10 protein-coding genes are annotated in these 13,021 nt (G+C 59.7%); 2 read left to right on the top strand and 8 right to left on the bottom strand.

Annotated elements, in window-relative coordinates; all coding sequences use genetic code 11:
* Position 1: 1 nt before the first annotated feature.
* Positions 2-961: an AAA family ATPase gene (locus AB4O36_RS12190; protein WP_460125458.1), complete on the bottom strand. Its 960-nt coding sequence runs from the start codon at positions 959-961 to the stop codon at positions 2-4.
* A gap of 252 nt (positions 962-1,213) precedes the next feature.
* Complete coding sequence (locus AB4O36_RS12185) at positions 1,214-1,567, bottom strand: hypothetical protein (protein ID WP_460141879.1); 354 nt, start codon at positions 1,565-1,567, stop codon at positions 1,214-1,216.
* 517 nt (positions 1,568-2,084) lie between these two features.
* Here AB4O36_RS12185 and AB4O36_RS12180 point away from each other — a divergent pair.
* Positions 2,085-6,980, top strand: coding sequence for an NAD-glutamate dehydrogenase (locus tag AB4O36_RS12180; protein WP_460141878.1), 4,896 nt, complete (start codon positions 2,085-2,087; stop codon positions 6,978-6,980).
* Positions 6,981-7,141: 161 nt separating this feature from the next.
* Here AB4O36_RS12180 and AB4O36_RS12175 read toward each other — a convergent pair whose 3' ends face one another.
* The 4 genes from AB4O36_RS12175 to pdxR form a co-directional block, all read right to left on the bottom strand.
* Positions 7,142-7,744: a hypothetical protein gene (locus AB4O36_RS12175; protein WP_460141877.1), complete on the bottom strand. Its 603-nt coding sequence runs from the start codon at positions 7,742-7,744 to the stop codon at positions 7,142-7,144.
* 211 nt (positions 7,745-7,955) lie between these two features.
* Positions 7,956-8,366: a cupin domain-containing protein gene (locus AB4O36_RS12170; RefSeq protein ID WP_460125447.1), complete on the bottom strand. Its 411-nt coding sequence runs from the start codon at positions 8,364-8,366 to the stop codon at positions 7,956-7,958.
* 194 nt (positions 8,367-8,560) lie between these two features.
* Complete coding sequence (locus AB4O36_RS12165) at positions 8,561-8,854, bottom strand: putative quinol monooxygenase (protein WP_460125444.1); 294 nt, start codon at positions 8,852-8,854, stop codon at positions 8,561-8,563.
* Positions 8,855-8,971: 117 nt separating this feature from the next.
* Positions 8,972-10,405, bottom strand: coding sequence for a MocR-like pyridoxine biosynthesis transcription factor PdxR (pdxR, locus tag AB4O36_RS12160; RefSeq protein WP_460141876.1), 1,434 nt, complete (start codon positions 10,403-10,405; stop codon positions 8,972-8,974).
* A gap of 207 nt (positions 10,406-10,612) precedes the next feature.
* Here pdxR and AB4O36_RS12155 point away from each other — a divergent pair, with 207 nt between their 5' ends.
* Positions 10,613-11,053 carry a carboxymuconolactone decarboxylase family protein gene (locus AB4O36_RS12155; RefSeq protein WP_460141875.1) on the top strand — a complete coding sequence of 147 codons (441 nt, stop codon included), beginning with the start codon at positions 10,613-10,615 and terminating at the stop codon, positions 11,051-11,053.
* Positions 11,054-11,329: 276 nt separating this feature from the next.
* On the opposite strand, the gene AB4O36_RS12150 is transcribed toward AB4O36_RS12155, so the two are convergent.
* Positions 11,330-11,551: a cbb3-type cytochrome c oxidase subunit 3 gene (locus AB4O36_RS12150; protein WP_460125436.1), complete on the bottom strand. Its 222-nt coding sequence runs from the start codon at positions 11,549-11,551 to the stop codon at positions 11,330-11,332.
* A gap of 15 nt (positions 11,552-11,566) precedes the next feature.
* Complete coding sequence (ccoN, locus tag AB4O36_RS12145) at positions 11,567-12,994, bottom strand: cytochrome-c oxidase, cbb3-type subunit I (RefSeq protein WP_460125433.1); 1,428 nt, start codon at positions 12,992-12,994, stop codon at positions 11,567-11,569.
* Positions 12,995-13,021 lie beyond the last annotated feature (27 nt).

The following is a 13,021-nucleotide window of genomic DNA, read 5'->3' as shown; positions in this document are numbered from 1 at the left end:
GTCAAGCGACGGCTACGACGTCGAGAATCCGCTGGACCACCCGGTCCTGGTCAATGCCGGCGGCTTCCGCTTCGAAGGACAGGATGATGCGGTGGCGCAACACGTCGAACAGCACCGCCTGGATGTCTTCCGGACTGACGAAGTCGCGACCGGCAAGCCAGGCGTGGGCGCGGGCGCAGCGGTCCAAAGCGATGGATCCCCGGGGGCTGGCGCCATAGGCAATCCATTCAGCCATTTCCGGGTCGAACTTGGCCGGGTTGCGGGTGGCCATGACCAACTGCACCAGGTATTCCTCCACGGCGTCCGCCATGTAAAGGCCCAGGATTTCCTTGCGCGCGGCAAAGATCGCCTGCTGGCTGACTCGGCGTTCCGGCTTGGTTTCGCCGTTCAGCGCTTCGCCACGGGCCTGCTGCAGGATGCGGCGCTCGACGGCGGCGTCCGGGAAACCCATTTTCACGTGCATCAGGAAGCGGTCGAGCTGGGCTTCAGGCAGTGGGTAGGTGCCTTCCTGTTCAATGGGGTTCTGGGTGGCCATTACCAAAAACAGCGGCGACAGCTCATAAGTGCTGCGCCCGACACTGACCTGGCGCTCTGCCATGGCCTCGAGCAGGGCCGACTGAACCTTGGCCGGCGCACGGTTGATTTCGTCTGCCAGCACGAGGTTGTGGAAGATCGGGCCTTGCTGGAAGACGAAGCTGCCGGTTTCCGGTCGATAGATTTCTGTGCCGGTAATGTCGGCAGGCAGCAGGTCGGGGGTGAACTGGATTCGATGGAACTGGGCCTCGATGCCTTCGGCAAGCTCCTTGATGGCCTTGGTCTTCGCCAGGCCTGGCGCACCCTCGACCAGCATATGGCCATCGGCGAGCAAGGCGATGAGCAACCGCTCGATGAGTTTTTCCTGGCCGAGAATCTGCGTGGAAAGAAAGGTTCGCAGCGCGATGAGCGCCTCACGATGTTCCATCGATGACTGTTCCTGGAAAGGGTGACCTGAGCGTTCGACTATCGCCAAGGCTGGGGGCGTTACTTTAATCCATCGCGGGGGGCGGCGACTAACGGCATTTTGTGCAAAGTGTGGGAAATGGATGGTGGAGTGGGATCCCTGTAGGAGCGAGCATGCTCGCGATGGTCGTCAACGATGACGCGGGATGCCTGACACCCAGCGGTGTTATCGGGGCCATCGCGAGCATGCTCGCTCCTACAGGAGAGGCGCTCCTTAAATCTCGCTGATGTAGGTCCCGGTCCCATCCAGAATGTTCTTGAGGGTCAGCTCGACCTCCGCCAGATCGCTGGCATCGGTGTTGTGCGTGATCTCCAGCACATCATCGCCATTGAGCGCATCGGCATCCGCCGCCGCGATTTCGATCAGCAGGCGGGTCGGGCTGAGGGTGACCTTGACGCCGTCGAGGGTCGAAGGCTCGCCGTCCAGGGTGATTTCCAGCTCGTCCTCGTCCGGGTAACGGCTCATCAGGAACATGTCCCCCTTGTCGCTGTGGCAGGCGAGCATGGCCATGTTGTCTTCTTCGTCGTCGCACGGGTTGACGATCAACAGGGAGGTGGTCATTTGCATGGGAATTCCTGGCTCGAGGAGCAATGTGAAAGCGGTCAAAACGCAATTCTGCCAGCCTTCGACCATTTCTGCTCGTCTCACCGCCAGCGAACGTGTCGTGACTGCACGGTAGGTTACTGGTCATTTTCGATACGAGCCTGCCGCAAATCCGGCGATTAGACGCCCGTTTTTCCCGATGGCTGCTAGTGTTATTCGATGCCTGTCGCAACAGCAGCATTCCGATGACCGAATATGTCGCAGCACCGCAAGCACCGGCCTTGCCGCACTGGTTAAGCTGCGCAACGGATGGATACCTGTAAAGATCTGCCTGTAAAGACAATGTGCAATTGATCGCACAGTCGTTTTTGCACATGGCCGTTCACCGAAGATGAATGTGACCCAAGTGTCCCGTCCAGCTTCACCCACCTGTCACCCTGTTTCCTCTGCCCGAGAATCAGGAACAGGGTGACGGATCGCCCCGAAAGGGGTGTTGCACGCGACGCTTCAATCAATAACAAGCCCAAGCGGAGTACCACAGATGGCGTTCTTCACCGCAGCCAGCAAAGCCGACTTCCAGCACCAACTGCAAGCGGCACTGGCGCAGCACATCAGTGAACAGGCACTGCCACAAGTGGCGCTGTTCGCTGAACAATTCTTCGGCATCATTTCTCTGGACGAGCTGACCCAGCGTCGGCTGTCCGACCTCGCTGGCTGTACCCTTTCTGCGTGGCGCCTGCTTGAGCGCTTCGATCACGCGCAACCGCAAGTGCGCGTCTACAACCCCGATTACGAACGCCATGGCTGGCAGTCGACCCACACGGCGGTCGAAGTGCTGCACCACGACCTGCCATTTTTGGTGGACTCGGTGCGGACCGAGCTGAATCGTCGCGGCTACAGCATTCATACCCTGCAAACCACCGTGCTGAGCGTGCGTCGCGGCAGCAAGGGCGAATTGCTGGAAATCCTGCCGAAAGGCACCCAGGGCGACGACGTGCTGCAAGAGTCGTTGATGTACCTGGAAATTGACCGTTGCTCCAACACCGCCGAACTGAACGTCCTGGCCAAGGAACTCGAACAGGTCCTGGGTGAAGTGCGCGTCGCGGTCAGCGATTTCGAACCCATGAAGGCCAAGGTCCAGGAAATCCTCACCAACCTGGACAACAGCCGTTTTGCGGTAGACGCCGACGAGAAGAACGAAATCAAGAGCTTCCTGGAATGGCTGGTGGGCAACCACTTCACCTTCCTGGGCTACGAAGAGTTCGTGGTCACCGATCAGGCCGATGGCGGCCACATCGAATACGACCAGGGCTCCTTCCTGGGCCTGACCAAACTGCTGCGCACCGGCCTGACCTACGATGACCTGCGCATCGAAGACTACGCCGTGAACTACCTGCGCGAACCGACCCTGCTGTCGTTCGCCAAGGCCGCGCACCCAAGCCGTGTACACCGTCCGGCTTACCCTGACTACGTGTCGATCCGTGAAATCGACGCCGATGGCACGGTCATCAAGGAATGCCGCTTCATGGGCCTGTACACCTCGTCGGTGTATGGCGAAAGTGTGCGCAACATTCCGTACATTCGCCGCAAGGTCGCGGAAATCGAACGCCGCTCCGGCTTCCAGGCCAAGGCTCACCTGGGCAAGGAACTGGCACAGGTCCTGGAAGTACTGCCACGGGACGATCTGTTCCAGACCCCGGTGGACGAGCTGTTCAGCACCGTGATGTCGATCGTGCAGATCCAGGAACGCAACAAGATCCGCGTATTCCTGCGCAAGGACCCGTACGGTCGTTTCTGCTACTGCCTGGCCTACGTGCCGCGTGACATCTACTCCACCGAAGTGCGCCAGAAGATCCAGCAAGTGCTGATGGATCGCCTCAAGGCTTCGGACTGCGAGTTCTGGACATTCTTCTCCGAGTCCGTGCTGGCCCGCGTGCAACTGATCCTGCGTGTGGACCCGAAAAACCGCATCGACATCGACCCGCAACAACTGGAAAACGAAGTGATCCAGGCCTGCCGCAGCTGGCAGGACGATTACTCGGCGCTGACCGTCGAGAGCTTCGGCGAAGCCCAGGGCACCAACGTGCTGGCGGACTTCCCCAAAGGCTTCCCGGCGGGTTACCGCGAGCGTTTCGCCGCGCACTCGGCCGTGGTCGACATGCAGCACCTGCTGAGCCTGAACGAGAAAAACCCGCTGGTGATGAGTTTCTACCAGCCGCTGGGTCAGGTGTCCGGTCAGCGCGAACTGCATTGCAAGCTGTATCACGCCGATACCCCGCTGGCACTGTCCGACGTGTTGCCGATCCTGGAAAACCTCGGGCTGCGTGTGCTGGGTGAGTTCCCTTACCGCTTGCGTCACACCAATGGTCGCGAGTTCTGGATCCACGATTTCGCGTTCACCGCCGCCGAAGGCCTGGACCTGGACATCCAGCAGCTCAACGACACCTTGCAGGATGCCTTCGTCCACATCGTCAGCGGCGATGCCGAGAACGATGCGTTCAACCGCCTGGTGCTGACCGCCGGCCTGCCATGGCGCGACGTGGCGCTGCTGCGTGCTTATGCCCGCTACATGAAACAGATCCGTCTGGGCTTTGACCTGGGCTACATCGCCAGCACCCTGAACAACCACACCGACATCGCCCGCGAGTTGACCCGGTTGTTCAAGACCCGCTTCTACCTGGCGCGAAAGCTCAGCGGCGACGACCTGGAAGACATGCAGCAACGCCTGGAGCACGCGATCCTCAGCGCCCTGGACGAGGTTCAGGTGCTCAACGAAGACCGCATCCTGCGTCGCTACCTGGACCTGATCAAGGCGACCCTGCGCACCAACTTCTACCAGGCAGACGCCAAGGGTCATAACAAGTCGTACTTCAGCTTCAAGTTCAATCCGCACCTGATTCCTGAACTGCCGAAACCGGTGCCGAAGTTCGAAATCTTCGTTTACTCGCCGCGTGTCGAAGGCGTGCACCTGCGCTTTGGCAACGTGGCTCGCGGTGGTCTGCGCTGGTCCGACCGTGAGGAAGACTACCGCACCGAAGTGCTGGGCCTGGTAAAAGCCCAGCAGGTGAAGAACTCCGTCATCGTGCCAGTGGGCGCCAAGGGTGGCTTCCTGCCACGTCGCCTGCCACTGGGCGGCGGTCGGGACGAAATCGCAGCAGAAGGTATCGCCTGCTATCGCATCTTCATTTCCGGCCTGCTGGACATCACCGACAACCTGAAGGATGGCGCGCTGGTGCCGCCGGCCAACGTCGTGCGGCATGACGATGATGACCCGTACCTGGTGGTGGCAGCGGACAAGGGCACTGCAACCTTCTCCGACATCGCCAACGGCATCGCCATCGACTACGGCTTCTGGCTCGGCGATGCGTTTGCCTCCGGTGGCTCGGCCGGTTACGACCACAAGAAGATGGGCATTACCGCCAAGGGCGCGTGGGTGGGCGTACAACGCCATTTCCGCGAGCGCGGCATCAATGTCCAGGAAGACAGCATCACCGTGGTGGGCGTCGGCGACATGGCCGGTGACGTGTTCGGTAACGGCTTGCTGATGTCCGACAAGCTGCAGCTGGTCGCGGCATTCAACCACCTGCACATCTTCATCGACCCGAACCCGAACCCGGCGACCAGCTTCGCCGAGCGTCAACGCCTGTTCGACCTGCCGCGTTCGGCCTGGTCGGATTACGACACCAGCATCATGTCCGAAGGCGGCGGGATTTTCTCCCGTAGCGCGAAGAGCATCGCGATTTCCGCGCAGATGAAAGAGCGCTTCGACATCCAGGCTGACAAACTGACCCCGACCGAACTGCTGAACGCCTTGCTGAAGGCGCCAGTGGACCTGTTGTGGAACGGTGGCATCGGCACCTACGTCAAGGCCAGCACCGAAAGCCACGCCGACGTGGGCGACAAGGCCAACGATGCACTGCGCGTGAACGGTAACGAGCTGCGCTGCAAGGTCGTGGGTGAGGGCGGTAACCTGGGCATGACCCAACTGGGTCGCGTCGAGTTCGGTCTCAATGGCGGCGGTTCCAACACCGACTTCATCGACAACGCCGGTGGCGTGGACTGCTCCGACCACGAAGTGAACATCAAGATCCTGCTGAACGAAGTGGTTCAGGCCGGCGACATGACCGACAAGCAACGCAATGTGTTGCTGTCGAGCATGACCGACGAGGTCGGTGGGTTGGTGCTGGGCAACAACTACAAGCAGACTCAGGCCTTGTCCCTGGCGGCTCGTCGTGCATTGCCACGCATCGCTGAATACAAGCGTCTGATGAACGACCTCGAAGGCCGTGGCAAGCTGGATCGCGCCATCGAGTTCCTGCCGTCGGAAGAGCAGATCAACGAACGCGTCGCGGCAGGCCATGGCCTGACCCGTCCGGAGTTGTCCGTGCTCATCTCCTACAGCAAGATCGACCTCAAGGCCGCGTTGCTCGAATCCCTTGTGCCGGATGACGACTACCTGACCCGCGACATGGAAACCGCTTTTCCACCGACGCTGGTGAGCAAGTTCTCCGAGGCGATGCGCCGTCACCGTCTGAAGCGCGAGATCGTCAGCACCCAGATCGCCAACGATCTGGTGAACCACATGGGCATTACCTTCGTTCAGCGACTCAAGGAGTCGACCGGCATGAGCCCGGCGAACGTGGCGGGGGCCTATGTGATCGTTCGGGATATCTTCCACCTCCCGCACTGGTTCCGTCAGATCGAAGCCCTGGACTACAAGGTGTCGGCTGATGTGCAACTGGAAATGATGGACGAGCTGATGCGCCTGGGCCGTCGTGCCACTCGCTGGTTCCTGCGTACCCGTCGCAACGAGCAGAATGCGGCTCGTGACGTCGCGCATTTCGGTCCACACCTGAAGGAACTGGGCCTGAAACTCGACGAACTCCTGGAAGGTCCGACCCGCGAAGGCTGGCAGAAGCGTTACCAGGCTTACGTCGAAGCGGGTGTGCCCGAGTTGCTGGCGCGCATGGTCGCAGGTACCTCGCACCTGTATACCTTGCTCCCGGTCATCGAGGCGTCCGACGTCACCGGCCAGGATCCGGCGGAAGTGGCCAAGGCTTACTTCGCGGTGGGTGAAAAGCTGGACATCACCTGGTACCTGCAACAGATCAGTGCCTTGCCGGTTGAGAACAACTGGCAGGCTCTGGCCCGTGAAGCGTTCCGCGACGACGTCGACTGGCAGCAACGGGCGATCACCATTTCTGTCCTGCAGCTGTGCGACAGTTCGGTGGAAGCACGCCTGGACGCCTGGTTAGCGCAACACGCCAGCATGATCGAACGCTGGCGTGCCATGTTGGTGGAAATCCGTGCCGCCAGCGGCACGGACTACGCCATGTACGCAGTGGCCAACCGCGAGCTGCTCGACCTGGCGTTGAGTGGGCAAGTCGTTGTGCCAGCCCAGGCAGCCCCGGCCAGCGCCGAGCCGCAACCGGCCTGATCCGGCGTTGAATGAAAAAGCCCCGCATCGAAAGATGCGGGGTTTTTTTTGCGTGTTCTTGAGGGCGCTGGCTTGGCCGCGACGGCGGCCGTCCAGCCAACAATGACGTTGTCTTGCAGTCACATCGCAAGCCGGCTCGCTACCACAGGGCACTCAGCGCATCAATCGTCGTCCGATTGCGGGCGTGGTTCAATGAATAGCGGGTAAGGTTCGCCACTGGTTGGGTACGGTACGTTGCGTTCGAGAATCGTCAGGTTGAACGCCAATGAGTCACCGGACTGATCACCGTAGCTATACAGTTTTGGTTGTTGCATGAGTTGCCTTTTTATAACGCCAGCATTGCGTGCTTTCAGATACACCGTGGCCTGGTTGTTTGTCAGGTTGTCCAGTGTAATGATCTGCTTTTCGTTATTTAGCAAGTTGAAGGAAGTTGTCTTGCCTCCAGCAGCGGGAAATGCTCCCAGTAAACCATTGTTGTCCTTGCTGAGGTATTTTCCCAGATACGCTTCACTGCGGATCTGAATGTTGTAGTAGTCGTCATAACAGCGAAAATATACGATCATTTCCTCAGAGCGGGTACGAACCGTTTCGTCTCGCCCGCGGTGCACTTGTACCATGGCCTGCGTGGTCGCAGAGTACCGGTGAGCAGTTGTCAGCAAGTTGCCCTGGTCAGCGGGCACCTTCAGCATTTGATCGAAAAACTTCATCATGACGTTATTGCACCGGATGGATGCAATAAAGGATCTTTCTTGTTCAGTACTCATAAAGTCTCCATTAACTTGAGTTGTTCGCATCGTGCGAGCCGCCAGAATAATGGAGTTGAAGTTCAACAACAGATTTGAACAATTGCCTGATGTTACCCCGAACCTGTAGGGGCGAGCTTATTCGCGATGCGTTGTTGCAGGCAACTTACAGGGTGAGCATATAACGCATTGCGAGCAAGCTCGCTCCATGTATGTTCAGGTTCAGCGGGAATTAATTCTCCAGCGGAATCAACACTTTCTCATCCGGAGATAACACCATGAACACCAGCAACTTGGCCGGTTTGGTCTTGCTCGCGTTTTTCGAAACCAGATGTTCCGATCCCGCAGGCTCATACCAGTATTCACCGGCCTTGTAGGTTTTCGCCGGTTCGCCCTTGACCTGGGAGGTGATCGCTCCCGACAACACGTAGGCCATCGCCGTGCCCTCGTGTTTGTGCGCGATTGAGGACTGGCCAGGCAGGTAGTCGACTTCGAGCATCAGAGCTTTTTTGTCGGGGACGTTCTTCAGGACTTCGTCCTGCAGGATCGTGACCTTTTCCGAAGGGTCATGGGCGAATGCTGGAACCGGGAGCGTCAGGGCCAGGGCAGCGAGTGGGGCGGCACACAAGCGCAACATTTTCATGGGTTATTACCTGCGGTGGTTGGTCGTCAGGGACCAGATTAGCCCCCGATGTCAGAGGGGCAAACGGCCAATTCTCACGAAGGCGAGGGGACCAATGTCACCGGTGCATAAAAAAGACCGCAGCCAACGGCGGTGCTTTCAGAGGCACTGAGTGCCCTGTAGGCGCCGTCGTTGGCTGCGGCCTATTAACCGTTTCAGCGAATCGGAAAGCTGTTGAAATCCACGGCATTGGCCAACTGGTTGTCGATCAGGCCGATGAATCCCTGGACTTCAGGGCAGTTGAAATGTTGGTGCATGGCCGCTTCCGATTGCCAGCGGGCGCTGACGTTCCAGCGGTTGCTGTCCTCGGGGCAGCGGTCGACCATATAGGATTCACAGCCCGGTAATTCGCGCAGGGTTTCGACAATCTTCTGCAGTTGCTTGCCCAGCTCTTCCGAGCGACCGGAGACGGCCTGTACCTTTACGGTGTTGATCACTTCGTTGGACATTACTCACACTCCTGAATCAGGCTGTCCTGCTCATTGAGGGATAACGCCTATGCAGGATAGGCCTGCACCCCTGGACCGCCAATAGCCAATCGCGGGATAAAAACCCAGGCCAATGGCTCAGGCAATCTGCTGAAAAATGTCCCGCAGGCGATCCAGGGCGGGGTCGATGTCCAACATTTCAATGGCGCCAAAGCCCATGAGCAGGCCGTCCTGGGGCGTTCGCTGGTAGTAGAAGGGAGCGATGGGATACAGCCCGACTTCGACCTTTCTTGCCAGTTCGACCAGCAACTGCATATCGATAGGCACTTTGCATCTAAGGGATATGTGGAAACCGGCGACGCTGGGGATCGCTTCCAGCCAAGGCGAAAGATCGCTCGCCACTCGCGTGAGAATGCGCTCACGCCGAGCCGCGTAGATCGCGTGGCAGCGCCGGATATGCTTGAGCAGGCAGCCTTCGGCGATGAACTTGGCCAGCGCCCATTGGGGCAGGGTGGAGGTGTGCAGGTCGGTCAGTTGCTTGGCGCGGATCACCGCTTCGAGGATGGCCGGCGGCAGGATCATATAGCCCAGGCGCAACTCCGGCAGCAGCGTTTTCGAAAAGGTGCCCACGTAAGCGACGATTCCGTATTCATCCATGCTTTGCAGGGAATCGGTAGGCCGGCCTTCGTAGCGGAACTCACTGTCGTAGTCGTCTTCGATAATGATTGCGCCCAGCTCCCGGGCCCGTTCCAGCAACGCCACCCGACGCGCCTGGCTCATGGCGATGCCGAGTGGAAACTGGTGTGACGGCGTCACGTAGATCAGTCGGGTCCCCTCGGGGATCCTGTCGACCTGAATGCCCTCTGCGTCAACCGGCACGCCGACCACCGTGGCCCCGTGGCTGCCGAACAGCAGGCGCGCTGGCGGGTAACCGGGGTCCTCCATGGCAACGAGGCTGCCGGGACGGGTCAACACCCGGGAAATCAGGTCCAGCGCCTGCTGAGCACCGTTGCACACCACCACATCTTCATCCTGGCAATTCACCCCACGCGAGAACGCGATGTGCCGAGCGATGGCGTTACGCAGCGCCGGCAGGCCTTCAGGAAAGCTGTAGAAGCCCTTGGAGCCCGCTATTTGGCGCAGGGCGTGAGACGTGCAGCGCCGCCAGTCGTCCTGGGGAAACTGGCCCTTGCTGGTGGCGCCACCGATGAAGTCATAGCGCAGCGAGCCTTCCAGGGTCGGGTGGCGCAGGAACACCGGCAAGTTACGCCAGGACTCGATGACCTCGGCACTGGCCAGTTGGGAATGGCCCTGCCTGGGCTGTGCCTTGGCCGGCCGGGTATTGACGTAGGTGCCTTTGCCGATCACGCCGGTCAGGTAGTTCTCGTAGGTCAGTTGCGCGTAGGTGTCGGAAATGGTTTTGCGCGAGATGCCCAGTTGTTCAGCGAGCAGCCGGCTGGGCGGCAGTTGCGTGCCGGCGGCCAGGCGTCCGGACTCGATGGCGCTGCGCAACTGGTTGTACAACTGGCCTGCCAGGTCCTTGCGGCCGTTGATGACAACATGAAGTTCCATACCGACGAGGCTCCTGGGCAATTGACCGACGCGTGTTCGCGTCGCGAAAGATTAACCTCAAGCATTGCCTTGCAGAAGTTGAGTGGTGCAAAAATCGTGGATTGGTCTACCCCGTAATGGTCCGCCGTTATTTCGTCGAATTGGCACTGTCACGCCGGAGCAACAACGCCTAACTTGAAACATCCCAACGATGTCCGAGGTTTTGTCATGACGTTGCGCCTGGATTACTACAGCGCGTCACCCAAAGCGATGAAAGCCATGATGGCCATGGAGGCGCTCACGAGCAACCTGAGCATTGAACCTGCGCTGTTGCACTTGATCAAGATCCGCGCGTCGCAACTCAACGGCTGCGCTTTTTGCACCGATATGCATTCGGTGGACGCGCGCCGTCTGGGCGAGACCGACCGCCGTCTGTACTCCCTCGTGGTCTGGCGCGACAGCAACTTTTTCGACCCGCGTGAACGTGCGGCACTGGCCTGGACCGAATCGGTGACCCTACTCGCGCAAAGCCATGTTCCGGATGACGTGTACGAGCAGGCGCGTGAGCATTTCAGCGAAAACGAGATGGTCGACCTGACCATCGCCGTCACCACGATCAACAGCTGGAACCGCCTGGCCGTGAGTTTCCGGCAAACGCCAAGCGCCTGAATACCCTTTACACCTCCCAACTGTGGGAGCGAGCCTGCTCGCGATGGAGGTCCAGGTACCGCGGGCATTCAGGAAGCCCGTGTCATCGTTGGCGACCATCGCGGGCAAGCCCGCTCCTACACGGTTCCGGGTGTATTCATGATTTGCGGTGAACCGAGAGTCCTGTAGGAGCGAGCATGCTCGCGATGGTCGTCAACGATGACGCTGGCTGTCTGATGCCCAGCGGTGCTGCTCACGCCATCGCGAGCATGCTCGCTCCTACAGGGGGCAGTGATTTCACATCTCCAGATTGATATACCCGGGCCTGGCTTCCTCCGGCGCCACCGCCTTCACGACTTTGCCGGTCGCAGCTTCAACCCGACGCGCCACCTCGGGGTCATCGGCGAACGGTATCAGGCTCGCGTCCTCCAGGCTTTGTGCCGTCTCCCGCTTCAGGCAGTGCTCGACCGCCAGCCACAGGCCCGCGACGAACAGTAGGTTGAGCAGTATCTCGAACATCAAAAGCTCCTTGCCTCAGGCAATCTGCGCTTCACGTTCGGCCATGCGCACATCCGCGACCCGTACGGTGCGCCAGACGTTGTAGGCCATCAGGATCATGCCTGTCAGGAAGAACACGCCCCCGGCGAAGCGCACCACAAAGCCTGGATGGCTGGCCTGCAAGGCTTCGACGAACGAGTAGGTCAGCGTGCCGTCGTCGTTGATCGCGCGCCACATCAGGCCCTGGGTGATTCCGTTGACCCACATCGAGGCGATGTACAACACCGTGCCGATGGTCGCCAGCCAGAAGTGCGCGTTGATCAGGCCGATGCTGTGCATCTGCTCGCGACCGAAGACTTTTGGCACCATGTGGTAGGTCGCGCCAAAGGTGATCATCGCCACCCAGCCCAAGGCGCCTGCATGTACGTGGCCGATGGTCCAGTCAGTGTAGTGGGAGAGGGCGTTGACCGTCTTGATCGCCATCATGGGACCTTCGAATGTCGACATGCCGTAGAACGCCAGTGACAACACCAGGAAACGCAGGATCGGGTCGGTGCGCAACTTATGCCAGGCGCCCGACAGCGTCATCATGCCGTTGATCATCCCGCCCCAGCTTGGCGCCAGCAGGATCAGCGACATCGCCATGCCCAGCGACTGTGCCCAGTCCGGCAGCGCGGTGTAGTGCAGGTGGTGAGGACCGGCCCAGATGTACAGGGTGATCAGCGCCCAGAAGTGCACGATCGACAAACGATACGAATACACCGGCCGGCCAACCTGTTTTGGCACGAAGTAATACATCATGCCGAGGAACCCGGTGGTGAGGAAAAAGCCCACGGCGTTGTGCCCGTACCACCACTGGACCATGGCATCAGTGGCCCCGGAATACACGGGATAGGACTTGAACCAGTCCACAGGGATCGACAGGTGATTGACCACGTGCAGCATCGCGATCACCACGATGAAGGCGCCGAAGAACCAGTTGCCCACATAGATGTGCTTGGTCTTGCGTTGCACCACGGTGGTGAAAAACACGATGGCATAGGCGACCCAGACCACGGCCATCCACACCGCGCCGCTGAATTCGATCTCGGCATATTCCTTGGTGGTGGTATAGCCCAGCGGCAGGGTGATGAACATGATCACGATCACCGATTGCCAACCCCAAAAGGTGAAGGCAGCGAGTGTGTCTGAGTAAAGCCGTACCTGGCAGGTACGCTGCACCGCGTAATAACTCGCGGCGAATTGTGCGCTCCCGGCAAAACCGAAGATCACCAGGCTGGTGTGCAGCGGTCGCAGGCGCCCGAAGGTGGTCCACGGCAGGTCGAGATTCATCTCCGGCCACACCAGTTGCGAGGCGATCCACACCCCCATCGCCATCCCCACGACGCCCCAGAATACGGTCGCCACGACGAATTGGCGGACGACCTTGTAGTTATAGGCCTGTCCGATTGTTGCTGTGCTCATGGTCAATGCTTCCACGGTTGCAAAGTC

This window comes from Pseudomonas sp. S2_E01 (assembly GCF_054668365.1).
Note: the sequence above shows the minus strand (reverse complement) of the source record. Positions and strands in the feature narration are given on the sequence as shown.

Bases quoted from the DNA above. Each gene is read 5' to 3' on its own strand.
- AB4O36_RS12190 (WP_460125458.1), bottom strand. From the start codon at position 961: ATGGAACATCGTGAGGCGCTCATCGCGCTGCGAACCTTTCTTTCCACG.
- AB4O36_RS12185 (WP_460141879.1), bottom strand. From the start codon at position 1,567: ATGCAAATGACCACCTCCCTGTTGATCGTCAACCCGTGCGACGACGAA.
- AB4O36_RS12180 (WP_460141878.1), top strand. From the start codon at position 2,085: ATGGCGTTCTTCACCGCAGCCAGCAAAGCCGACTTCCAGCACCAACTG.
- AB4O36_RS12175 (WP_460141877.1), bottom strand. From the start codon at position 7,744: ATGAGTACTGAACAAGAAAGATCCTTTATTGCATCCATCCGGTGCAAT.
- AB4O36_RS12170 (WP_460125447.1), bottom strand. From the start codon at position 8,366: ATGAAAATGTTGCGCTTGTGTGCCGCCCCACTCGCTGCCCTGGCCCTG.
- AB4O36_RS12165 (WP_460125444.1), bottom strand. From the start codon at position 8,854: ATGTCCAACGAAGTGATCAACACCGTAAAGGTACAGGCCGTCTCCGGT.
- pdxR (WP_460141876.1), bottom strand. From the start codon at position 10,405: ATGGAACTTCATGTTGTCATCAACGGCCGCAAGGACCTGGCAGGCCAG.
- AB4O36_RS12155 (WP_460141875.1), top strand. From the start codon at position 10,613: ATGACGTTGCGCCTGGATTACTACAGCGCGTCACCCAAAGCGATGAAA.
- AB4O36_RS12150 (WP_460125436.1), bottom strand. From the start codon at position 11,551: ATGTTCGAGATACTGCTCAACCTACTGTTCGTCGCGGGCCTGTGGCTG.
- ccoN (WP_460125433.1), bottom strand. From the start codon at position 12,994: ATGAGCACAGCAACAATCGGACAGGCCTATAACTACAAGGTCGTCCGC.